This is a genomic window from Pseudomonas sp. 8AS (assembly GCF_902506505.1).
In the GTDB taxonomy this organism is placed as follows: domain Bacteria; phylum Pseudomonadota; class Gammaproteobacteria; order Pseudomonadales; family Pseudomonadaceae; genus Aquipseudomonas.
In genome coordinates this window covers 2488306-2509387 of the sequence record NZ_LR733406.1, presented here as the reverse complement: position 1 = coordinate 2509387, position 21082 = coordinate 2488306, and the positions used below count along the sequence as shown (strand labels likewise).

The 21082-nt window shown below is 65.1% G+C and carries 20 protein-coding genes and 1 pseudogene; 5 read left to right on the top strand and 16 right to left on the bottom strand.

Features of this window, described 5'->3' with window-relative positions; genetic code table 11:
* Positions 1 to 41: 41 nt before the first annotated feature.
* From GV001_RS11690 to GV001_RS11615, 16 genes are all read right to left on the bottom strand, one after another.
* Positions 42 to 1052: a YeiH family protein gene (locus tag GV001_RS11690; RefSeq protein ID WP_160079962.1), complete on the bottom strand. Its 1011-nt coding sequence runs from the start codon at positions 1050 to 1052 to the stop codon at positions 42 to 44.
* On the bottom strand, positions 1049 to 1375 hold the full coding sequence (locus GV001_RS11685; RefSeq protein WP_160079960.1) for a Rieske 2Fe-2S domain-containing protein: 327 nt from the start codon (positions 1373 to 1375) through the stop codon (positions 1049 to 1051). Before GV001_RS11685 ends, GV001_RS11690 begins: the two co-directional genes overlap by 4 nt.
* Entirely contained in the window at positions 1372 to 2037 is a 666-nt protein-coding gene (locus tag GV001_RS11680; protein WP_160079958.1) for a DsbA family oxidoreductase, read from the bottom strand. The genes GV001_RS11685 and GV001_RS11680 overlap by 4 nt, the downstream gene beginning before the upstream one ends.
* A complete protein-coding gene (locus GV001_RS11675) occupies positions 2034 to 3362 on the bottom strand; it encodes an MFS transporter (RefSeq protein ID WP_160079956.1) in 1329 nt (442 codons plus the stop codon). Before GV001_RS11675 ends, GV001_RS11680 begins: the two co-directional genes overlap by 4 nt.
* Before the next feature lie 354 nt (positions 3363 to 3716).
* Positions 3717 to 4766, bottom strand: a complete 1050-nt coding sequence (locus tag GV001_RS11670) for a 3-keto-5-aminohexanoate cleavage protein (protein ID WP_160079954.1) — start codon at positions 4764 to 4766, stop codon at positions 3717 to 3719.
* 53 nt (positions 4767 to 4819) lie between these two features.
* Positions 4820 to 5668: a TauD/TfdA family dioxygenase gene (locus GV001_RS11665; protein WP_160079952.1), complete on the bottom strand. Its 849-nt coding sequence runs from the start codon at positions 5666 to 5668 to the stop codon at positions 4820 to 4822.
* A 10-nt stretch (positions 5669 to 5678) separates the two neighbouring features.
* Positions 5679 to 6659 carry a quinone oxidoreductase gene (locus GV001_RS11660; RefSeq protein WP_160079950.1) on the bottom strand — a complete coding sequence of 327 codons (981 nt, stop codon included), beginning with the start codon at positions 6657 to 6659 and terminating at the stop codon, positions 5679 to 5681.
* A 206-nt stretch (positions 6660 to 6865) separates the two neighbouring features.
* Entirely contained in the window at positions 6866 to 7921 is a 1056-nt protein-coding gene (locus GV001_RS11655; RefSeq protein ID WP_160079948.1) for a 3-keto-5-aminohexanoate cleavage protein, read from the bottom strand.
* Positions 7922 to 7969: 48 nt separating this feature from the next.
* Positions 7970 to 8818, bottom strand: coding sequence for a TauD/TfdA family dioxygenase (locus GV001_RS11650; protein ID WP_160079946.1), 849 nt, complete (start codon positions 8816 to 8818; stop codon positions 7970 to 7972).
* Between the two features lie 582 nt (positions 8819 to 9400).
* Complete coding sequence (locus tag GV001_RS11645) at positions 9401 to 10006, bottom strand: nitroreductase family protein (protein ID WP_256664996.1); 606 nt, start codon at positions 10004 to 10006, stop codon at positions 9401 to 9403.
* A 104-nt stretch (positions 10007 to 10110) separates the two neighbouring features.
* Positions 10111 to 11328, bottom strand: coding sequence for an MFS transporter (locus tag GV001_RS11640; RefSeq protein WP_160079944.1), 1218 nt, complete (start codon positions 11326 to 11328; stop codon positions 10111 to 10113).
* Between the two features lie 21 nt (positions 11329 to 11349).
* Positions 11350 to 12213: an NAD(P)-dependent oxidoreductase gene (locus tag GV001_RS11635; RefSeq protein WP_160079942.1), complete on the bottom strand. Its 864-nt coding sequence runs from the start codon at positions 12211 to 12213 to the stop codon at positions 11350 to 11352.
* 111 nt (positions 12214 to 12324) lie between these two features.
* Positions 12325 to 12906 carry a TetR/AcrR family transcriptional regulator gene (locus tag GV001_RS11630; protein ID WP_160079940.1) on the bottom strand — a complete coding sequence of 194 codons (582 nt, stop codon included), beginning with the start codon at positions 12904 to 12906 and terminating at the stop codon, positions 12325 to 12327.
* An 827-nt stretch (positions 12907 to 13733) separates the two neighbouring features.
* Positions 13734 to 14285, bottom strand: coding sequence for an ADP compounds hydrolase NudE (gene nudE / locus GV001_RS11625; protein WP_160079938.1), 552 nt, complete (start codon positions 14283 to 14285; stop codon positions 13734 to 13736).
* Between the two features lie 87 nt (positions 14286 to 14372).
* Positions 14373 to 15503: a helix-turn-helix transcriptional regulator gene (locus GV001_RS11620; protein ID WP_160079936.1), complete on the bottom strand. Its 1131-nt coding sequence runs from the start codon at positions 15501 to 15503 to the stop codon at positions 14373 to 14375.
* Between the two features lie 122 nt (positions 15504 to 15625).
* The gene (locus tag GV001_RS11615; protein WP_160079934.1) at positions 15626 to 16669 is read right to left on the bottom strand and encodes a Rieske 2Fe-2S domain-containing protein; all 1044 of its coding nucleotides are present in this window, start codon (positions 16667 to 16669) and stop codon (positions 15626 to 15628) included.
* Between the two features lie 212 nt (positions 16670 to 16881).
* Here GV001_RS11615 and GV001_RS11610 point away from each other — a divergent pair, with 212 nt between their 5' ends.
* From GV001_RS11610 to GV001_RS11595, 5 genes and pseudogenes are all read left to right on the top strand, one after another.
* Positions 16882 to 17715: an SDR family NAD(P)-dependent oxidoreductase gene (locus GV001_RS11610; protein ID WP_160079932.1), complete on the top strand. Its 834-nt coding sequence runs from the start codon at positions 16882 to 16884 to the stop codon at positions 17713 to 17715.
* Positions 17705 to 18628 (top strand): alpha/beta hydrolase, encoded by a 924-nt coding sequence (locus GV001_RS11605; RefSeq protein WP_160079930.1) that lies wholly within the window; start codon positions 17705 to 17707, stop codon positions 18626 to 18628. The genes GV001_RS11610 and GV001_RS11605 overlap by 11 nt, the downstream gene beginning before the upstream one ends.
* A 9-nt stretch (positions 18629 to 18637) precedes the next feature.
* Positions 18638 to 19164: pseudogene (locus GV001_RS20375) on the top strand (3,4-dihydroxy-2-butanone-4-phosphate synthase); the annotation flags it as partial.
* Positions 19165 to 19188: 24 nt separating this feature from the next.
* On the top strand, positions 19189 to 19776 hold the full coding sequence (locus GV001_RS20370) for a hypothetical protein (protein ID WP_372238587.1): 588 nt from the start codon (positions 19189 to 19191) through the stop codon (positions 19774 to 19776).
* Positions 19773 to 20996, top strand: coding sequence for an NADH:flavin oxidoreductase (locus tag GV001_RS11595; RefSeq protein WP_160079928.1), 1224 nt, complete (start codon positions 19773 to 19775; stop codon positions 20994 to 20996). The genes GV001_RS20370 and GV001_RS11595 overlap by 4 nt, the downstream gene beginning before the upstream one ends.
* Positions 20997 to 21082: the final 86 nt, after the last annotated feature.

Sequence of the window (21082 nt, the reverse complement as noted above, 5' to 3'; positions counted from 1 at the left end):
GTTCTCGGAAAAATAAACTTGCAAGCCGTGGTTTTGCGGCCTTACCAGAACCAGCGCAGCAACAGCAGCACCAGCAACACCAGAAAGACGGTTTCACCGACCATCAGCAGGATCGGCTTGATCCCCACCGAGGCCAGTTCCTTGAGCTGTGTCTTCATGCCCAGGGCACTGATGGCCACCACCAGACACCAGCGCGACAGTTCGTTGACCCCGCCCTGCACCACCTGCGGCACCCAGCCGGTGCTGTTGACGCAGGCCAGCACCAGGAAGCCGACGGCGAACATGGGCAGCAACGGCGGGCGCTTGCCGGTCGGGTCGGCGCCCTGCATGCGGGTGATCATGGCCGCGGCGACGATCACCGGCAGCAGCATGGCCACGCGCATCAGCTTGACCACGGTGGCGGTATCGCCGGTCTCGGTGGACATGCTGTAGCCGGCACCGACCACCTGGGCCACGTCATGGATGGTGGCGCCGAGGAACACCCCGGCCAGCTGCGGCGACAGTTCGGCCCAGTTGGCAATCATCGGGTAGAGGATCATCGCCAGGGTGGACAAGGCCGACACGCCGATCACGGTAAACAGGGTGGCGCGTTCCTTCTGCGGATGGTTGGGCAGCGCGGCGGCCAGCGCCAGCGCCGCCGAGGCGCCACAGATGGCGGTGGCGCCGCCGGTGAGCATGCCGAACAGGCGCTGGAAGCCCAGGGCCTTGGCCGCCACCACCGAGACCAGGATGGTCACCACCACCAGGGTCACCACCAGCGCCACCGGTTTCCAGCCGAGCCCGGCGATCTGCTCCAGGGTGATGCGCATGCCCAGCAGGGCCACGCCGATGCGCAGCACGCTGCGCGCGGTGAACTCGATGCCGGCCTTGCACTGGCCGTCGGCCGCCAGGAAATTCAGCGACATGCCCAGCAGCAGGGCAAACAGCATCACCGGCGCGCCGTAATGCTCGGACAAAAAGGTGGCCGCGGCGGCGACGATCAGGCTGACGACGAAGCCCGGCGCCAGTTCACGCACGCGACTCTGGATGTTGGCAAGCGCAAGGCTGCTCATGGCCGGGACTCCTCGGGAACAATAACGATGAACGCCTGGCCATCGACCCACTCGACCGGATAGGTGACCACCTTGAGCCGGGTCGAGTTGAGCAGGTAACCGCTGGCCAGGTCGAAGCGCAGGCCATGGGCGCAGCACTGGATCGCCCGACCTTGCAGCTGGCCGCCGCACAGCGAGGCGCCCTGGTGCGGGCAACTGTCGTCGATGGCATACAGCTGGCCGTCGACGTTGAACAGCGCCAGGCTGTAGTCGGTAAATTCGAACAGGGCACGCTGGCCCGGTTCAGGCAGTTTTTCCGCCGGCACCGCGACACGGTGAGTCATGCCGATTGCCCTTGGACGGCGCTATGGGCCAGAGCCTCATGCATCGCCGCGAGCAACACCTCGGCCGGCTGCGCACCGGACACCGCCTTGCGTCGGTCGAAAATGAAGTGCGGCACCCCACCTGCCGCCGCGTTGACCGCGCCGACGAAGGGGCTGCCATCGCCACGCAGGCAGTCGGCCACGGCCGCGGCGTCAAGGCCGCAGGACTGGGCGATGGCCAGCAGCGTCGCGCGGTCGCCGAGGTCTTCGCCATTGTGGAAATAGGCGGCAAACAGACGCTCCAGCAGGACATCGCGCTGGGCGGGATCGCTCACCGCAGTGGCGCGTTGCAGCAGACGGTGGGCATCGGCGGTATTGGGCATGCTGGCGATGCTGGCCAGGCTGATCTCCAGCCCGGCAGCCGCAGCGGCCTGCTGCACCTGGGCCTGGCGCATGCGCACGGCCTCGGCGCTGCCCAGACGGTTGAGGTAGAACGCGGCGAAGGGTTCGCCCTGGGCCGGGATCTGCGGCAGCAGCTGCACGCCATGCCAGGCCAGTTCGACCTCGACCTGCGGATCACTGGCGCGCAGCTGCGCCAGGGCGCGCTCCAGCTGGCGCTTGCCGATCAGGCACCAGGGGCAGATGAAATCGAAGAACACATCGATGCGCAGGGAACGACTCACGACTGGACCTCCAGCGCCGCCTCGACGGACTTCTCCTCGACGCCCTGGCCTTTCAGGCGGGCCATGTCGTTGTGGTAATGACGCTTGGCGTAGAAGAACACCGCCGCCGCCGCGATACTGACCAGCGGCACCAGCTGGAAGGCGTTGTCCAGGCCGATCAGGTCCGACACCTTGCCGGTCAGCAGCGGCCCGGTGGCCAGGCCGAGCAGGTTGTTGGCCAGGGTCAGGGTGGCGAAGGCAGTGCCATGCACGCTGTAGTGGGTCAGGTTGGCGACCATGGCGCCAGCCGGTCCCGAGGTGCCGGCGGCGATCAGCATGCCCAGGCAGATCATCACCAGCTGCGGCATGCCAAACGGCAGGGCGAAGGCCAGCGACAGCAGCAGGCAGCTACCCAGGCAGTAACCGATGCACAGCAGGATCTTGCGATCCGGGCGGTTGCGGCACAGGCGGTCGCTGAGCATGCCGCAGAGGATCATCCCGGCGCCGCTGCACAGGACGATGATCGCCGCCACCGCACCGGCCTTGTCGGTGGTCATGCCGTAGAAGCGATTGAGGTAGCTGGGCATCCAGACGATCACGGTGCCGCCGACGAACAGCTGCAGGCCACTGCCGACGTAGGCGCTGATCACCGAACGACTGGAATACAGGGTGCGCAGCGGCCGGCTGATCTTGTCCGCCGCCTTGCGCGCTGCGTCGGCCGCAGCCTGCGGGGCGATACGCGAGGTCCTGACAATGATCGGATAGAGCACGGCCAGCAGCAGGCCGAACAGCGCCATGCCGGCAAAGGCCCAGCGCCAGCCGAAGTGCTGGGCCATCACCCCGCCGGCCGCCATGCCCAGCACCGAGCCGAACATGCCGCCGGAAATGAAGGCGCCGGAGAGCGTGGCGCGCATCTCGCGGGGGAACACCGAGACCACCACGGCGATGCCGACGCTGCCGTAGGCGGCCTCACCGACGCCGACCAGGAAGCGCGCGACGAACATCTGCTCATAGTTTTCCGCCAAGGCACAACCCAGGGTCGCCAGGCTCCACAGCACGGCCATGATGGTCAGGCTCTTGATCCGGCCGAAACGGTCGGCCAGGAGCGACAGCGGAAAAGTCAGCAGGCCGACCATCAGCGCGACGATGCCGCTGAGCAGGCCCAGCTGGCTGTCGGACAGCGCCCACTCGCTCTTCAGCAGCGGGAACACGGCATTGAGTACCTGCCGCGACATGTAGTCGGAGATCAGCAGGCCGAAAGTCAGGGCGAAGACGATCCAGGCATAGGTGCGCGGGATGCCGAGCGACGTATCGATACCGTCGTCGCTGATGTGATGTGCGGCCATGCTGCCTCCTGGGAGCTTGTTGTTGTAGTGCCTGGAACCAGTTGTGCAAAAGCTTCTGCTGGCCCTTCGTGGGAGCCGGCGCCCGGTGCGTAAGCTGGCCAATGTAATGGCAAGCAGGCAGCACCGATCTGACAGAAGCCTTTGCACAATCGGATCGAGGTCGGTCGAACACGGGCGGCCAGGCCTCCCGTGTCCTTCGCGGCCCCTGTGCCGCGGTGCAAGCCCGCGACTCAGTATCCGCCCCCTGACCTGACCAGCAGGGGACTGATTACCTGCCGCAGCGGCGCTGCGGCAAAACTGCAGGGTGGTTCAGGCACCAGGCCATAACCACCCCACCCTATTCCCGCGGACCGATCACTTGCGCAGGAAGCCCTGCTGACCGCCCTTGGGGTTCGGGGCAAAGCCGTTGGCGGCCAGGGTTTCTTCGACTGTGTTGTAGAACACGCCGATCTTGAGGATCTCGCGGGCTTCCTTGCCGTTGGCGACCGGACGGCCGATCTCTTTGGCGATGCGCACCAACTGCTCGATCTGCTCGACGGAGGTCATCTTGCGCGAACGGTCCTGGGTCCAGATGTTGTCCTCGATACCGCAGCGCACGTGCAGGCCCATCGCCATGCCCATCAGGTTGACCGGCAGGGTGTTGAGCATGGTGCTTTCCACCGTCAGCATGGTGCCGTCGGGGATGGCGCGCAGGAAGTTGGCCATGCTGTAGATATGCGGCTGGTCCATGCCACCGCCAATCGCCACCCAGTTGCACACCAGCGGGCCCTTGTAGACGCCGCGACGGATCAGGCGCTCCACCGACTCGTAGCTGTTAATGTTGTAGAACTGGAAGGCGCTCTGGATGCCAGCTTCGCTCAGGCGGCGCACATGCTCCTCGATAAAGCCGGGGCCGGACGGCACGATCATCTCGCGGTAGGCTTCGTAGGTATCGCTGCCCATGGAGGTGCCGGCATAGTCGCGCGCATCCATCTGCTCGATGACGTTCATCTGCGTGGTGTTGACCGTCACCGTGACCTGGTCGGGCTTGGGATCGAGCTCGGCGAGCATGTGGCGGGTGTCGTCATGCAGCCACTTCGCCGCCGCGCCGTCTTCCGGGGGCGCGAAGGAGATGGAGCCGCCGACCTGGATAACCATGTCCGGCACGGCCTTGCGCACGCCGGCAATCAGTTCGTTGAACTTGGACAGGCGCTTGGAGCCCTTGCCGTCTAGCTCGCGCACGTGCAGGTGCAATACGGAGGCGCCGGCCTCGTAGCAGTCGACGGCCTTCTGAATCTGCTCTTCCATGGTCACCGGAATATCTTCCGGATAGTCCGAGGGGAACCATTCGGGGCCATAAGGAGCCGCGGTGATGACGAGCTTGTCCTGGTTTTCAGGAAAGAGAGAACCGTCAAGGAAGTTCATGGATCTGTTGCCTCAAAAAATTGAAAGTGAGTGGCGCATCTGGGGTGTTCGACTCAGAAGGTCTTGTCGCCGATGATCCCGGCGCGCTCCATCTTGCGATGGCAGGGCGGGTAGTCCATGACGGCGTAATGCTGGGTGCTGCGGTTATCCCAGATCGCCACGCTGTTGGGCTTCCAGCGCCAGCGCACCTGGTACTCGGGGATGTAGGCCTGGCTGATCAGGTAGCGCAGCAGGTCGGATGCGCCGGGGTTGGCGTCCTGGCCGAAGCGCACGTTGGCCGGGGTGTGGTAGTTGCTGAAGTGGGTGGTGAAGGCGTTGACGAACAGCACCTTCTCGCCGGTTTCCGGATGGGTGCGCACCACCGGGTGCTCGGCGTCCGGGTACTGGGCCTTGAGCGCCAGGCGCTTCTCGATCGGCATCGCCGCGCCGAAGCTGGCCTCGATGCTGTGGCGGGCGCGCAGGCCCTCGATCTTCGCTTTCACCTCGGCCGGCAGGTTCTCGTAGGCCAGGGCCATGTTCGCCCACATGGTGTCGCCGCCGACCGGCGGGCACTCGATGCAGCGCAGCACGCAGCCCAGCGGCGGCGCCTCGCGCCAGGTGGCGTCGGTGTGCCAGGCGTTCTCGTAGCGGTCCATCGGCTGGTCCGGGCGCTTGTAGATCTGCACCAGGCCCGGATGCTCCGGATCGCTGCCGGCCACCGGGTGGTCTTCCAGCTCGCCGAAGCGGCGGGCGAAGGCCACGTGCTCGGCGCGGCTGAAGTTCTGCTCACGCAGGAACAGCACGCGGTGCTTGAGCAGCTGGGCGCGGATCTCGGCGAACAGACCGTCGTCGTGGATGGCGTCGGCCAGGTTCACGCCGACCAGTTCGGCGCCGATGCTGCAGGTCAGTTGTTCGACTTGCATGACAGCCTCCTTAGATGACGAAGATCGACGAGCCGGTGGTCTTGCGCGACTCCAGGTCGTGGTGGGCCTGCACCGCATCCTGCAGGGCGTAGTGCTGATTGATCTCGATCTTGATCCGGCCGCTGCCGACGTGGTCGAACAGCTCGCCGGCCAGTTCGGCCTTCTCGGCCGGGTCGGCGATGTAGTCGGCCAGGGCCGGGCGGGTGATGTAGAGCGAGCCTTTCATGGCCAGCAGCACCGGGTCGAACGGCGGGATCGGGCCGGAGGCGGTGCCCACGCAGACCAGCAGGCCGCGACGCTTGAGCGAGTCGAGCGAGGCGTTGAAGGTGTTCTTGCCGACGCTGTCGAACACCACGTTGACGCCGACGCCGTCGGTCAGCTCGCGCACGCGCTTGGCGACGTCTTCATGGCTGTAGTTGATCACGTGGTCGCAGCCGTGGGCGCGGGCCACTTCGGCCTTGGCGTCGCTGGAGACGGTGCCGATCACGTTGAGGCCCAGCAGCTTGGCCCACTGCGAGACGATCAGGCCGACGCCACCGGCGGCGGCGTGCAGCAGGATGGTGTCGCCAGCCTTGAAGTCGTGGATGCGACGCATCAGGTAGGCCGAGGTCAGGCCGCGCATGGTCATGGCCGCGGCAGTCTCGAAGGCGATGGTGTCGGGCAGCTTGATCAGCGGCGCGGCAGAAATCAGGCGCTCGGTGCTGTACGCGCCGAGGGTGTTGAGGAAGCCGGTGTAGGTGACTCGGTCGCCGACCGCCACGTTGCTCACGCCCTCGCCCACCGCCTGGACCACGCCGGCGGCTTCCACGCCCATGCCGTTGGGCAGGGGAATCGGGTAGGTGCCGTTGCGGAAATAAGTGTCGGCGTAGTTCAGGCCGACCGCGACATGGCGCAGCAGTACCTGACCCGGGCCGGGCTCGCCGACCTCGACCTCTTCAAAGCGAAGAACTTCGGGACCACCGGTTTCGTAGAAGCGAACGGCCTGTGCCATGCCTGGAATCTCCAATCTGCCGTGGGGACGCAATGCGTCGAAGGATGATGATTGGACTCTAGGCGCAGGACTGTCGTGCTGCTTCTCATCAGACGACAGGTACTTCTCATTTCATGACACAGGCGAAATTGCCTGTCAGGGACAAACGCCGACAGGGCGCGACGGCAGGGCCGCCGCGCCCTGTCGGCGCAGGTTTGAAGGCAGATTCAGGCGTGCTGGGTGAAGCCCACCTGCCCCGGCTTGCGATTCGGCGCGAAGCCATTCTTGGCCAGGGTCTCGTCGGCGTTCTCGTAGAAGGTGCCGACCTTGTAGATCTCGCGCGCCTCCTGGCCGTTGGCCACCTCGCGGCCGAACTCGCGGGAGATGCGCACCAGCTGCTCGATCTGCTCGATGCTGGTCATCTTGCCGGTCTGGCGCTGGTTCCAGATGTTGTCCTCGATGCCGCAACGCACGTGCAGGCCCAGGGCAATGGCCATCATGTTCAGCGGCAGTACGTTGCGCATGCTGGTTTCCAGGGTCAGCACCGAACCGTCCGGGCAGGCGCGCACGAAGTTGGCCAGGTCGTAGGGATTCGGCGAGTCGAAGCCGCCACCGATGGCCACCCAGGTGAGGATCAACGGCACATTGCACACACCGCGGCGCATCATGCGCTCGACGGTGTTGAGCTGGGTGATGTTGGCCAGCTGGAAGTGGGTCTGGATCTTGTTGGCGGACAGGCGGCGGATATGCTCCTCGACCCAGGCCGGCCCGGCCGGGATGGTCATTTCCTGGTAGGCGGCCAGCATCGCCGGATCGGCCAGCGAAGTGCCGCGGATGTCGGCGGCGGTCATCTGCTCGCAGACGTTCATCTGGTTGGTGTTGATGGCGATGGTCACCTGATCCGGGGTCGGCTTGAGCTCGGCCAGCATGTGGCGGGTGTCGTCGCTCAGCCACTTGGCGGTGTCGCCGTCGTTCTCGGGGGCGAAGGAGATGGAGCCGCCGACCTGCAGGATCATGCCCGGGCAGGCCTCGCGGATGCCGGCCAGCAGTTCGTTGAACTTGGACAGGCGCTTGGAGCCCTTGCCGTCCTCTTCACGCACATGCACGTGGAGTACGGTGGCGCCGGCGTTGTAGCAGTCGACCGCCTTCTGGATCTGCGCCTGCATGCTCACCGGGATGTCTTCGGGGAAGTCCGACGGCATCCACTCCGGGCCGTAGGGGGCGGCGGTGATGACCAGTTTCTGCATGTTTTCGACAAACAGGGAACCATCGATAAAGTTCATGGGGCAATCCTCACAAGTGACGTTGTTGTGTGCTGACAGTTCGGTGGATCAGAAGGGCTTGTCGCCGATGATGGCCGCGCGCTCCATCTTGCGATGGCAGGCCGGGTAGTCCATGACGGCGTAGTGCTGGGTACTGCGGTTGTCCCAGATGGCGATGCTGTTGGGCTGCCAGCGCCAGCGCACCTGGTACTCGGGAACGAAGGCCTGGCTCACCAGGTAGCGCAGCAGGTCGTTGGCGCCGGGGTTGGCGTCCTGGCCGAAGCGCACGCGGCCCGGGGTGTGGTAGTCGGTGAAATGGGTGGTGAAGGCGTTGACGTAGAGGATCTTCTCGCCGGTGACCGGGTGGGTACGCACCACCGGGTGCTCGGCGTCCGGGTACTGCGCCTTCATCGCCAGGCGCTTGTCGAGCGGCATGGCGGCGGCGAAGGACGACTCGAAGCTGTGGTTGGCGTGCAGCCCCTCGATCCGCTGCTTGATCTCGCGCGGCAGGTTCTCGTAGGCCAGCACCATGTTCGCCCACATGGTGTCGCCACCGACCGGCGGGCACTCCACGCAGCGCAGCACGCAGCCCATGGCCGGCGTCTCGCGCCAGGAGCCGTCGCTGTGCCAGGCGTTTTCGTAGCGGTCGATCGGCTGGTCGGGGCGCTTGTAGATCTGCACCAGCCCCGGCGCGTCCGGGTGGGTCGGCGCCATCGGATGATCCTCCAGCTCGCCGAGACGGCGGGCAAAGGCCACGTGGTCCGGGCGCGAGATGTCCTGGTCGCGCAGGAACAGCACCTTGTGCTGCAGCAGCAGGTCCTTGATCTCGCCGAACAGGCCGTCGTCGCGAACGGCATCGGCCAGGTTCACGCCGACCAGCTCGGCGCCGATACTGCAGGTGAGTTGTTCTACGCGCATCTTCTTATCCTCAGGGGGGTACGTAGTTCGTCGAACGGGGTATTGCGGCGACTACGCGAAGCGAGCCGGAGCGGGCTCCGCGAGACAGGCCGTGAGGGAGGAATTTAGGAGGGAGGGACCGCGCCGACCTTTCATTTGGCGACAGCCATTTCTCTTTTCATGACTAAATCGCCCGTTTGCCGAGCGATCACATCAGTCATTGATCCAGGTCAGTTTTTCCGCACGCACTGGCGACGCGTCCGGCAGGAACCAGAAGGCCATAGTGGCAGCGGATCTGCCTGCGGCAGGAGTTGGCATCCGGAATAGAGCGAGCACTCAACCGGACCCGAGCGGGGCTGAAGCCTTGAAGCGGGGCCCGGCCAGGGAAAGCCTGAAAACAAAAAAGGCGATCCTTGCGGATCGCCTTCCGAGTGCCGTACTGGACGGGTTTGGCATGGATTCCTCCCCTACAGAAATCAGGAGTATCTAAGCCAGCTAAAGGATCCATTTCAGGAATGCCCATTGCGTCCGGGCGGGTCGTGTTTTACAGAAAACCCTGCCGACACAACCGCTGGATGGCAGCGGCAACGCACTCCACCAGCATCAGACAATGGTGAGAATCTCCGGCAATGGCTTGCGTGGTTTCTGTGGCCAGTTGCCGCTCGCCGGATAGCCGACCGTCACAATGACAACGGGAATCTCGGCGCTATCGAAATGAAACGCCCGACTCACACCTTCGGCATCGAAGCCGGCCATGGCGCATGAGCCCAGCGCCATGCCCTGGGCGGCAAGCATCAATGTCATCGCCGCCAGTGATGCCGAACGAATGGCTTCATCGCGCTGCAAAACAGGATCGCCCTCATGCGCTGCACTGGCCAGCGCCACCCAGCCATCGACCATCTGCTGCTCCATGATGCCCGCGCTCACACTGGGCTGAAGCGCGGCGGCCAGTTGCGCATGTGCGGCAAGCCTGCCGCAGACGATGAAGGCGACCGATGCATCCACCACCTTCTGCTGGTCATAGGCGAGCGACCTCAGGCGGGCCTTGGCCTCGACCGAGCGCACGGCGACAAACCGCCAGTTCTGCATGTTGAAGGCAGAAGGCGCGCGCGTGGCCTGGGCGACCAGCGAAGCGATGATGTCGTCGGACAGGCTGCGGCCGGGTTGAAAATGATTGGTGGAAACACGGGACTCGATCGCGTGCTGAATCGGGTTTGTCACGGAGATACCTGCTGAAAGAGAAATGGTTGAATTAGAGGGGCTGGCGCCATCAGGTTCGTGCAGCACGACAGGTATTCGGCGCAGCCTTGCAATCAGGCCGCAGCGGCCCGCTGGCCCGGTCGAAAACCATGCACCCTGGCTGACCAGACCACCGCCAGCCCCAGCAGCGCCAGCGCCGCCAGTGCCCACGGCAATGCGGCTGGCCCGCCGTGCTGCAACAGGATCGCGCCCAGCACGCCGCCGCCGGCCACGGCCAGGTTGAAGACCGTCACCAGCATGGATTGCGCGACATCGGCCGCATCATTTGCCATATCCGCCAGCGCGGTTTGCAGCAGCGTCGGCGCGCCACCAAAGGTGAGCCCCCAGGTTGCGACTCCCAGCAGCACCAGGATGCCCGAACCACCCGCGAAGCCCAGCAACAGCGCCGCCGCAGCAAACACGCCCAGGCTGAGCAGGGTCAGCGTGCGCAGCCAGCGATCCACCAGCAGGCCGGTGATCCAGATCCCCGCGATGGCGGCCACACCGAACAACAGCAGCACGGCATCCAGGCAATGGCCCAGGCCCACCGATGCCAGGAACGGCGCGATGTAGGTGTAGAGAATGTTGTGCGCCAGTATCCAGGCGAACAGCGCCAGCAGCACCGGGCGGATGCCCGGCAGCAGGCAGATGCGTCGGATCGGCAGGCGCTGTCTGGCCGACTGCCCCGCGAAATCCGGCACCGCCAGACGCACCCAGACGAACAGCAGCAGCGACAGCAGCGACATGCTCCAGAACACACCGCGCCAATCGAACAGAGTGCCCAGCCAGGCTCCCAGGGGCACGCCGATGGCCAGCGCAATGGGTTGGCCGGCACCGGCCAGCGCCAGCGCGCGCCCCTGCAAACGCTGCGGCACCATGCGCCGCACATAGCCGGCCAGCAGGCCCCATACCACCCCGGCCGCCATACCCGCGGCGAAGCGAGCGGCGAGAATCAGCCCGTAATGGCTGGACAAGGCGGTGATGCTGTTGAACAGCAACAGACCGCCGATCGCCAGCAGAAACAGCGGCCGGCGGCGCCAACTGCGCGTGGCGGCAATGAGCGGAATGGCGGCCAGCACCGACCCAAGCGCATAGAGTGTTACCAACTGGCCGGCCAGGGCTGCAGAGATGCCCAGGCTCTGGCCGATCTGCGGCAACAGAGCGGCCGGCAGGGTCTCGGTCATGATGGCGAGAAAGCCCGCCAGGGTGAACGCCAGCAGCCTCCAGAGCGGCAGCCCTTCGGCATCTTTCGCCGGCGCGGCAGCGACCTTTCCATAATCGTGGTTGCTCATACGACAATCGCTCCAGTCAGCTCAGGCGAGGTAGGACGCCGCCATGTCCTTGTCCGCGTGCCCCGCCTCCAGCGCACGCTCGAAGCGGTGCAGGCCAGCCTGCGCCGCATCCACCTGCACACCGGCCTGGGCGGCGGCCTCGACCACCAGGCGGGCGTCCTTCAGCGCATTGGCGATGGAAAAACTGGCGCTGTAATTGTCGGCCAGAATGGCGGCGGCCTTGGCCTGGAAGTAGCCACTGTCCATCGGACCGGCCGTGACCACGTCCACCACCAGCGCCGGGTCGATACCCAGGCCCCTGGCCAGTGCCAGGCTCTCGGCCAGGCCATGGGTCAGCGCAAAGGCCCAGCTATTGAGCGCGAGCTTCAGGCGACTGCCGCTGCCCGGCTGTTCGCCGAGCCACAAGGTACGCTTGCCAATGGCATCAAAGATGGGCTGCACCAGCGCCTGCTGCACGACCGGGCCGGACGCCAGGATGACCAGCTGCGCCAGCTCGGCCGGCTGGCGGGAGCCCTGCACCGGGGCGTCATAGAACACCAGCCCAAGCTGTTCGGCCAGCGCCTCCAGGGTGGCAATGCCCTCGATGCCGACCGTGCCCAGTTGCAGCCAGATCGCCCCCTTGTTCAGCGCCGGTGTCGCAGCCTGTATGGCTGCCTGAGTGCTGGGGCCGTCCTTGAGCACGGTCAGGATGATGTCGCAATCGCGCACTGCATCGGCCGGGCTGTCGCATGCCTGGATGCCGGCTGCGGCCAGCGCTTGGGCCTTGGCGGCGGTGCGATTCCAGGCCCGCACGCGAAACCCGCGCGCGGCCAGATTGCGTGCAATGGGTGCACCGATCAGGCCTGTACCGAGGACTGCGACTATGGGCCTTGTAGCAATGTTCATGGGAACCCCTTGGTGTGTGGTGAAACAAGCATTAACGGAACGATCGTTCCCGATAAAGGCAAATAAAAACCCGTCATTCCGGCGCACAGCGCGCGCCAAGACGGCGGGTGGTTACAGCACTTCGAGCGCCACGTCGATCACGTCCAACAGACACTGACGACGCAGCTTGGGTGGGCTGCCTTTGCCCAGCACGCGCAGCCCCTGCATGGTGTTGACGAAGAAGCGGGCCAGCGCCCGCGGGTTCTTTCCGGCCGCCACCTCGCCCGATTGCTGCCCGCGCTCGATCAACCGCTCCAATGCCTGCTGCAGCCGCCGAAAGTTATGTGCTACCAACTCAGCTACCGCCTCGTCGTGGCCTGCCAGCTCCAGCGTGGCATTGGCGACCAGGCAGCCGCGTCGCTGTGGGTCATCCAGCTCATCCTCGGCGATGCGCAACAGCAGTTGCCGGATCAGCTCCTTGGGCGAACCCGGACCGGCCAGCAACTGCACATTGACCGTTGTCACCGCCTGGTAGCAGCGCAGTGCTTGCTGAAAGAGCCCCTGCTTGCTCGCGAAGGTGCCGTAGAGGCTACTGCGCGACAGCCCGGTGCCTTCGACCAGATCCTGAATCGAAGTCGCGGCATAACCGCGCTGCCAGAACACGCGCATGGCGGCAGCGGCAATCGCGTCAGGCTCGAATTCTTTTCTACGCATGGCAACCAAACAAATAGGAATGATCGTTCCAGAACTTACAGAGCAACCTCTGCTGCGTCAAGTGCAGCACAACCAGATCAGCCAATCTTTGATGAAATCAGGGCATCAGGTGCATGGCTGTACGAGCAGCAAGTCTACCCGCCGAAATATATCCGAACGCTGCTGGGCTACGACGTGAGGATGACCGAACACTATCAGGCCGGCCTGGGGAAGAACTCGTGGAATTGATACGGAGTGCCGACCTGGATGCGTGGGCCGCCACTTCGTTTTCCCAAATCACTCCCAAACAAAAAAGGCGATCCTCTCGGATCGCCTTCTAAGTACCGTGCTAGACGGATTTGTTTGGTAGGCACAATTGGACTCGAACCAACGACCCCACCATGTAACTGTGACGGCAAAATACGCCTAAGCCATTGATATAAAATAAGAAAACGTGACTCTTCAGCACCCAAAAAGCACGTATTTCACTACAAACGAATCAATATCTTAGTGCTGTATTTTCATACAGAAACCCCTTACTCCGCTGCCAATTTACAAACTGATCCATCCCGATCGGATCAGGAGCCGCTGTTCCAGCGGCATGCGTTATGGCCAAGGATTCAGCGGGGGAGAAAAGCAGCTATACACGGTGCAATAAGCGTGCGTGGCAACAGGATAGGGAGGTGCTTTCAGCAGCAGGCCGATGGACAGAAAGAACACGGCAAAAACGCAGGCTATCAGCAGCAATGTTGTTGTTTTCATGGCGATCCTCTCTGGCGACGGATGCGGAGAATGCTGGTGGAAATCAGGCTATTCCGGAGCGGCAGCCATTGCCTCGTCCATTCGGACTACCCCCGTCCAACGGCTATTGCGCATTGCGCGAGGAACAGCGCTGCCAGTGCCCGGGACTCGTTGAGCTCGCCCTTGGCCACCAGCCTCGGCAGCTCGCCCCAGGCAACCGGAACCAACTCAATCGGCTCGGGCTCGTCACCCAGGGCTAGGCAAGGCCTCAGCTGCTCGGCCAGTACAACCTGGCACTGGTGACAGAGATGCCCGGGAGCCAGGCTGAGCTGGCCGAGATCAGTGAGACGCTCGGCGCGCAAACCGACCTCTTCGGATAATTCGCGGTTGGCCGCCTGCAGGGCTGTTTCACCAAACTCGACACCGCCCTTGGGCAGACCGAGCACATGCTCCTCTACCCCCACGGCATACTCGCGCACCAGCAGGATGTGCTCGGGATCCGGCATGGCCACAATCAGCACCGACTGATAGTCGGAACCACGCAGGCGTTCGTAGATGCGCTGCTGGCCATTGCCGAAACACAGATGCAATTGCTCGATCTGGAAATAACGGCTGGCGGCGAGCAGTTCGGTCTTCAGGATGGTCGGGCGTGTACGCATGGGACAGGCCTCCCGGCGGGAGTGGGAGACCTGATGATGCGGCCGCCAGGGGCCAGCGGAATCGTCCGCTCGGACTAACCCCCGACTTCAGCCGAGGGTAGCGACGCTACGCAGGATCAGCCGCACCAGCATGGTCTGGCGGGTTACCCCGGTCTTGGAGAAGGTCGAGCGCAAGTGTGCGCGCGCGGTGTTGCGACTGATCCCCAACTCCTCCGAAGCCTCATCGAGGGTCAGGCCATTGGCCAGGAGCAGCGCCAGTTGGGTTTCCGCCGGAGTCAGGTCGAACAGCGCCCGGACAACCTCCTGGGGCGCACTGGACTCCTGCTCCGGATCGCTGATGAAGATGGCCACCGCGGGAAACTGTTTGCCCTCGCTCCACTCGCCAGGCGGTACCGAGCGTACCACCACGCCGAGATCGGCTCGCCCCGACGGACGCTGTACGCGCATGGCCTCGACCACCGAGGGATTGCCGCTCTTTTGTGACAGCAGGGCCTGCTTGACCAGCTGGCGGAACTGCTGACTATCGCGCGGGGTACCAACCTGCAGCCCCTCATTGACCAGGCGCACGCCGTCCTTTTCCTGCACCAGTTGCTCGGCTACCCGGTTCATCTGCAGCACCTTGCCATCGCTGTCGAGCAGGATGGTGCCCACCGCCATCTGATCGACTGCGCCGGCGTAGAGGTTGCGTTCGCTCTCCATGCGATTGAGGCGCATATGCAGGATCACCGCGCGCTCCAGATGTGGCAGGAACAGGGTCAGCAGGTCCTTTTCATCCTGGCTGAAGGGTGGATCGCTGCGACCACGACTGATGCGGATACGGCACTGGGCACCATCCTGGGTATTGATGTCTGCACCCAGCACATGGAACACGTCGGACGGTTCCATGAAGTTCTTGTAGAACTCCGAACTCAGCCAATCGTTAACGGAAACGAATTCGGTGAGGGATACCACCTGACGATTGGGCAGGTCGACAAAGGGATCCAGGCGGTAAAAGTGCTGGTGGTAAGAAGCGGTGACCTCCTGCGAAGAGCCGGCAGTGGAAATGGTCAAGCCATCCACGAGATGGCTCGGCGGGCGCAGGATGAAGGTCGCGTATTTGGAGGCCAGCAGGTCCTTCAGGCCATCGAGAAAGGTATTCCAAGGCACGGACTCAATCGGCCCCTGGTAGAGATGACCAAGAATTTCGCTGTAGTGTTCGAGCGTCAGTGAAACTGCCATGACTTGTGGGCTTTTATCATTGTTATGGACGAGTCTAAGCATAGTAAGGACTTTCACTAGGTGGGCAATGGCCATACAGGCCAAGAGATGGACGGCGCCGCAAGCGCCGTCCCTCAGGCGTCTCAGACGGGCTCGCGCGACAGCACGGTGTAGCTGCGTGGCTCGCGCAACTCCTGCCCCAGGCCGGCGACATCGGTGTAGAACTGCTCGTACCACTTGCGCAGCTGATAGACCGGACCGTCGCCGTCGCACAGCAGCGGGTTGTCCACCCGCACCTTGCTGTGCCAGATCGCCACGTCCTCGAAGAAGGCCGCTTGGGCCTGCGCCACATAGGCCTTGGCGATCGCCTGGTTGTCCTCGGCGGACAGCCCCGGCACCTTCCTCACCAGCACGCCATAGCGCAGGGTGAAGCTGTCGAGGTCGATCGGCACATGGCAATTGAGCAGGATCGATTCGATCGGCTGGCCGTTCATGGCGCCGGTCATCTCGGTGATCTGGTAGGCCGGGCCGAAATAGGTGGCCACCGTGCGCAGCTCGCTGTCGCCGGACAGCCGCGCGCTGCGCCCACGCATGTGCTGGATGGCGATATGACGATCGAAGACGTTGCTGAAGTGATCCAGCTCGGTGCCGTGCACCGTATCGAAGTGCGCCATGTCGGCGATGTTGTCGATCAGTTCGCGGCAGTTGGTCTCGATCTTCAGCTCGGCCACTTCCCAGTCCGACCACTGGCCATCGAAGCAGGCATCGATCCTCGGGATGCGCTGTTCCTCGATGGGCGGATTGCCCTCCGGGTCGTTCCAGACGAACAGCAGGTTGTTCTCCAGCAGGGTCGGCCAGCTCTTGATCCTGGCCCGGGGCGGAATGCGCTTGGCATAGGGGATGTCGTCGCAGACGCCGTCGGCGCCCCAGCGCCAGGCATGGAACGGGCAGCGCACGGCATTGCCCTCCACGCAGCCACCGCTGAGATCGGCCCCCATGTGCGGGCAGTAGCCGTCGAGGACATGCAGCCCGCCGTCCTCGCCCTGGAAGGCGACCAGGCGGGTGCCGAAGACATCCAGGGCGTGCGCCTTGCCGTCCTGGTACTGGGCGACCGGCCCCAGGCAGTGCCAGCCACGGGCGTAGCGGGGTTCGAGGATACGGGCTTCGATGCGGTGGAGTGTGCTCATTATTATTCTCCGGTAGCTGCAATGACCGCGGCGGGGATCAGGCATCGCCGCGGTGATACCCGCACGGATTCTCCTAGGCTGAGCCTGGCCGGCATCGTCTGAATGGACGACCCCCGGTAAAAACTGCGCGTTAGTCCGCTCGGACGATGCCCCGCTACGCCCCTCCTGAAATAACGACAGCCATTGGTCAGCACAGCGAGGAGCGCAGAACCATGACGGAACAACAACAGCAGGTTGCGGTGATCACCGGCGCCGCCAGCGGTATCGGCCGCGGCCTGGCCGAGCGGGCCGCCGCGCGGGGCTATGCCCTGGTGCTTGCCGACCGCGACAGTGCAGCCCTTGAGCGCCTGGCAGCGCAGTTGCGCACGGAGGGCGCAGCCGTGCTGGCCCAGGTCACTGATGTCGCCGAGCCGGGGCAATTGGAGGAGCTGCGCGATGCGGCGCTGGATCGTTTCGGCGCGGTCGACCTGCTGTTCAACAATGCCGGCGTGATGCAGACCGGCAGCTGCTGGGAGATTAGTGAGGCACAGTGGCAGCGCGCTCTGGCGGTCAACCTGGGAGGGGTGATCAACGGCGTGCGCGCCTTTCTGCCATTGCTGCTGGCCCAGGGCCGGCCGGCCCACGTGGTCAATACCGCCTCCCTCGCCGGCCTGCTCAACAGCCCATTCATGGCCGCCTACAACGTCAGCAAGCAGGCGGTAGTGGCCCTCTCCGAAAGCCTGCACTACGAGATGGCGGCCCTCAACCAGCCGATCGGCATCTCGGTGCTGTGCCCGGGCCCGGTGGTCAGCGAAATCATGACCTCCGACCAGGGCCAGGGTGCAGACAGCGAGTTCAACCGCCTGCTCGACGACCATATCCGCCAGGGCATGAGCCCGCCCGACGTGGCCGAGCTGGTGTTCGAAGCGATCGCCGAGAAACGCTTCTGGATCCTGCCGCACAAGGGCTTCAAGCCCGCCCTGCGCACCCGCCTGGAATCGGTGCTGAGTGAAAGCAACCCGCAGTTCACCCCCTTCGACCCGCAAGGAGACGCCCATGTCGCTTGACCCGCAGATCGCCGCCCTGCTGCAGCCAATGAACGCCCAGCCGGCGCCCGACTACTCCCGCATGGATGCCGCCAGCATGCGCCTGGCCTACACCATGCCGCCGCTCTGCCCGCCGACGCCGATGGCCGAAGTCCGCGAGATCAGCGTGAATGGCGCCGCCGGGCTGCTCGCCGCGCGGCTGTACCGGCCGCAAGCGCAGGATGGACTGCCGCTGTTGGTGTTCTTCCACGGCGGTGGCTTCGTGTTCGGTGACCTCGACAGCCACGACGAACTGTGCCGCCGCCTGGCCCTGCAGAGTAACGCCGTGGTGGTGTCCGTGGACTACCGTCGCGCTCCCGAGGCACGCTACCCGGCTGCCGCCCTGGACGCCTTTCATGCCCTGAGAGACCTGGCCGCCCGCGGCGCCGAACTGCAGGTCGACAGCCACCGCCTGGCCGTAGCCGGCGACAGCGCCGGCGCCAACCTGGCCATCGCCGCCTGCCGCCAGGCCCTGCGCCAGGGTGGTCCGCGCATCGCCTACCAGTGTCTGTTCTACCCGGTCACCGACTTGCGCTGCGCCAGCCCCTCGTATGAGGCCTTCGCCGACGGCTACCTGCTCAGCCGCACGATGATGCTCTGGTGCCGTGACCAGTATCTGAAAAACCTGGATCAGAGCCATGAGGCGCTGGCCTCGCCACTGCTTTCCAACGACCTCGAGGGCCTGCCGCCAACGACCCTGATCAGCGCCGAGTACGACCCGCTGCGCGACGAGGGCGAGGCCTTCGCCGAGCGCCTGCGCGACGCCGGCGTGGCGGTGCGACTGCAGCGCGCGACCGGCATGATCCATGGCTTCGTCAGTTTCGCGCCGCTGGTCGAGGGCGCCGCCACCGCGCTAGAACAGGCCGCCAGCGATCTGCGCCACGCACTCGCCTAGGAGCCCGCCATGCAACTGGACAGCATTCCCGAGCTGATCGCGGCCCTGGGCCGCGGCGAAATGGTCGTGCTCGGCGACGACGACAACCTCGCCGAAGGCAGCCTGCTGATGGCCGCCGAGCGGGTCGACGACCACGCCATCGCCTTCATGGCCGTACAGGCACGTGGGCTGATCTGCCTGGCGCTGACCGAAGAACGCTGCCGCCACCTCGGCCTGCCCCCATGGTCGCAGCGCAGAGCGCACAGAGTCAGCGATTCACCCTCTCGATCGAGGCCACGAGCGGGGTCAGTACCGGTATTTCCGCCGCCGACCGCGCACGCACCGTGCAGGTCGCGGTGGATCTGGCCAGCACTGCCGCCGACCTGGTGCAGCCGGGGCATATCTTCCCTATCCAGGCGCAGCCCGGCGGCGTACTCAACAGCGCCGGCGCCGCCGAGGCCGCCTGCGACCTAAGCCGCCTGGCCGGCCTGCAGCCGGCCGGCTGCCTGGTAACCATCCTCGACGAGAGCGGCGAACCAGCCCGCGGCGAGACCCTGCGCCAATTCGCCAGCCAGCACGGTTTGAAGATCGGCAGCATCGCCGAACTGATTCACTACCGCCTGCTGCACGAAGGCTGCCTGCAGCGCAGCGCCGAATACTCGCTGCAGACCCGCCACGGCCGCTTCCGCACCCTGGCTTACAGCGACCACTACCGCGGCCAGCTGCACCTGGCCCTGGTACGGGGCGAGATCAGCACCGCACAACCGACCCTGGTACGGGTGCAGGCCGCGGAGACCCTGCGCGATCTGCTCGACTGCCAGCCCAGCGAGGGCCCCCTGCAGTGGAACCTCGACCGCGCCCTCGCCCGCGTCGCTAGCGAGGGTTGCGGCGTGGTGGTACTACTGGCCCACCAGGAGACCCCACAACAGCTGTTGAACCAGTTGCAGCAGGGCGACTACCGGCCACGGCCACCGCAATTCCCTCAGCGTACACTGGGCATAGGTGCACAGATCCTGCACGACCTCAACGTAAGGCAGATGCGTCTGCTCAGCCAGCCGGTGGCCTACAAGGCGGTCTCGGGTTTCGACCTGGAAGTCTGCGAATTCGTCGTCTACCAAGCCCCAGACGCCCCGACACCCTCCAACCTCCCAGCGGAACCCCTCACATGAGCCCCGAGTTGCAGAAAGTCCTCTCCCCCACCCGCCTGGCCGGCCTCGAACTGCGCAACCGGGTGATCAAGACCGCCACCTTCGAAGGCATGTGCCCGGGCGGCATGCCCAGCGACGACCTGATCCGCCACCACGCCGGCATCGCCCGCGGCGGCGCCGGCCTGACCACGGTCGCCTACTGCGGAGTCTCGCCCGACGGCCTGACCTTTCCCGACCAGATGTGGCTGCATGAGGGCGTGCGTAACCAACTCGAACGCCTGAGCGCGGCGGTGCATGCCGAGGGCGGCGCACTCAGCGCCCAGCTCGCCCACTGCGGCGGCTTCAGCCGCAACCGGCCACGCCACATTCCGCGTCCGCGCGGCCCCAGCGTCGCCGTCAACCAGTACGGCCTGCTCAGCGGCATCCCCCTGACCGGTGCCATGGGCCCCGCCGACCTGCGCAAGACGGTGGCCGAATATGCCGCTGCTGCGACCTTCGCCAAGGAGGTCGGCTTCGATGCCCTGGAAATCCACATGGGCCACGGCTACCTGCTCAGCCAGTTCATCTCGCCGCTGATCAACCAGCGTCGCGACGACTATGGCGGCTCGCTGGAAAACCGCATGCGCCTGCCCCTGGAAGTGCTGGCGGCCGTGCGCCAGGCAGTCGGCAAGGACATGCCGATCCTGGCCAAGCTCAACCTCAGCGATGGTTGCGCCGGTGGCCTGGAAATCGGCGAGGCCTGCCAGGCCGCGCAGCTGCTCGAACGCGCCGGCCTCGACGCCATCGTCATGAGCGGCGGGCTGGTCAGCCGCAGCACCATGTTCCTGTTCCGTGGCGACAGCCCGCTGCCCTACATGCTGCCGCTGGAGAAAAACCCGCTGCAGCGCACCGCCATGAAGCTGTTCGGCCCGGCGACCATGCCGTCGCTGCCCTACCGCGAGCTGTACTTCCTCGAACTGGCCCGGCAGATGCGCCAGGCGGTCAAGCTGCCGCTGGTCTACCTGGGCGGTGTCAGCAGCGCCCAGGGCATGGCCCAGGCCATGGGCGAAGGCTTCGACTTCGTCGCCATGGGCCGCGCCCTGCTCAACGACAGCGCACTGCTGCAACGAGTCGCCGAACAGGGTGAGGCCTGGCAAAGCCCTTGCACCCACTGCAACCAGTGCGTGGCCAGCATGAACCTGCCCGGCGGCGTGCGCTGCACCCTGAACCAGCCCGACGCCTTCGCCCGCGTGGTGCACTAAACCCGCAACCCGTAGCCCGGCTGCAATGGGAGCGGCTTGGCCCCCAGGGGAGGTCGTGGATTACATCCGGGCTACAGACACTGCGC

Bases quoted from the DNA above. Each gene is read 5' to 3' on its own strand.
- GV001_RS11690 (WP_160079962.1), bottom strand. From the start codon at position 1,052: ATGAGCAGCCTTGCGCTTGCCAACATCCAGAGTCGCGTGCGTGAACTG.
- GV001_RS11615 (WP_160079934.1), bottom strand. From the start codon at position 16,669: ATGAGCACACTCCACCGCATCGAAGCCCGTATCCTCGAACCCCGCTAC.
- GV001_RS11650 (WP_160079946.1), bottom strand. From the start codon at position 8,818: ATGCGCGTAGAACAACTCACCTGCAGTATCGGCGCCGAGCTGGTCGGC.
- GV001_RS11630 (WP_160079940.1), bottom strand. From the start codon at position 12,906: ATGCGTAGAAAAGAATTCGAGCCTGACGCGATTGCCGCTGCCGCCATG.
- GV001_RS11640 (WP_160079944.1), bottom strand. From the start codon at position 11,328: ATGAGCAACCACGATTATGGAAAGGTCGCTGCCGCGCCGGCGAAAGAT.
- GV001_RS11665 (WP_160079952.1), bottom strand. From the start codon at position 5,668: ATGCAAGTCGAACAACTGACCTGCAGCATCGGCGCCGAACTGGTCGGC.
- GV001_RS11685 (WP_160079960.1), bottom strand. From the start codon at position 1,375: ATGACTCACCGTGTCGCGGTGCCGGCGGAAAAACTGCCTGAACCGGGC.
- GV001_RS11670 (WP_160079954.1), bottom strand. From the start codon at position 4,766: ATGAACTTCCTTGACGGTTCTCTCTTTCCTGAAAACCAGGACAAGCTC.
- GV001_RS11675 (WP_160079956.1), bottom strand. From the start codon at position 3,362: ATGGCCGCACATCACATCAGCGACGACGGTATCGATACGTCGCTCGGC.
- GV001_RS11660 (WP_160079950.1), bottom strand. From the start codon at position 6,659: ATGGCACAGGCCGTTCGCTTCTACGAAACCGGTGGTCCCGAAGTTCTT.
- nudE (WP_160079938.1), bottom strand. From the start codon at position 14,285: ATGCGTACACGCCCGACCATCCTGAAGACCGAACTGCTCGCCGCCAGC.
- GV001_RS11620 (WP_160079936.1), bottom strand. From the start codon at position 15,503: ATGGCAGTTTCACTGACGCTCGAACACTACAGCGAAATTCTTGGTCAT.
- GV001_RS11595 (WP_160079928.1), top strand. From the start codon at position 19,773: ATGAGCCCCGAGTTGCAGAAAGTCCTCTCCCCCACCCGCCTGGCCGGC.
- GV001_RS11605 (WP_160079930.1), top strand. From the start codon at position 17,705: ATGTCGCTTGACCCGCAGATCGCCGCCCTGCTGCAGCCAATGAACGCC.
- GV001_RS11655 (WP_160079948.1), bottom strand. From the start codon at position 7,921: ATGAACTTTATCGATGGTTCCCTGTTTGTCGAAAACATGCAGAAACTG.
- GV001_RS11635 (WP_160079942.1), bottom strand. From the start codon at position 12,213: ATGAACATTGCTACAAGGCCCATAGTCGCAGTCCTCGGTACAGGCCTG.
- GV001_RS11610 (WP_160079932.1), top strand. From the start codon at position 16,882: ATGACGGAACAACAACAGCAGGTTGCGGTGATCACCGGCGCCGCCAGC.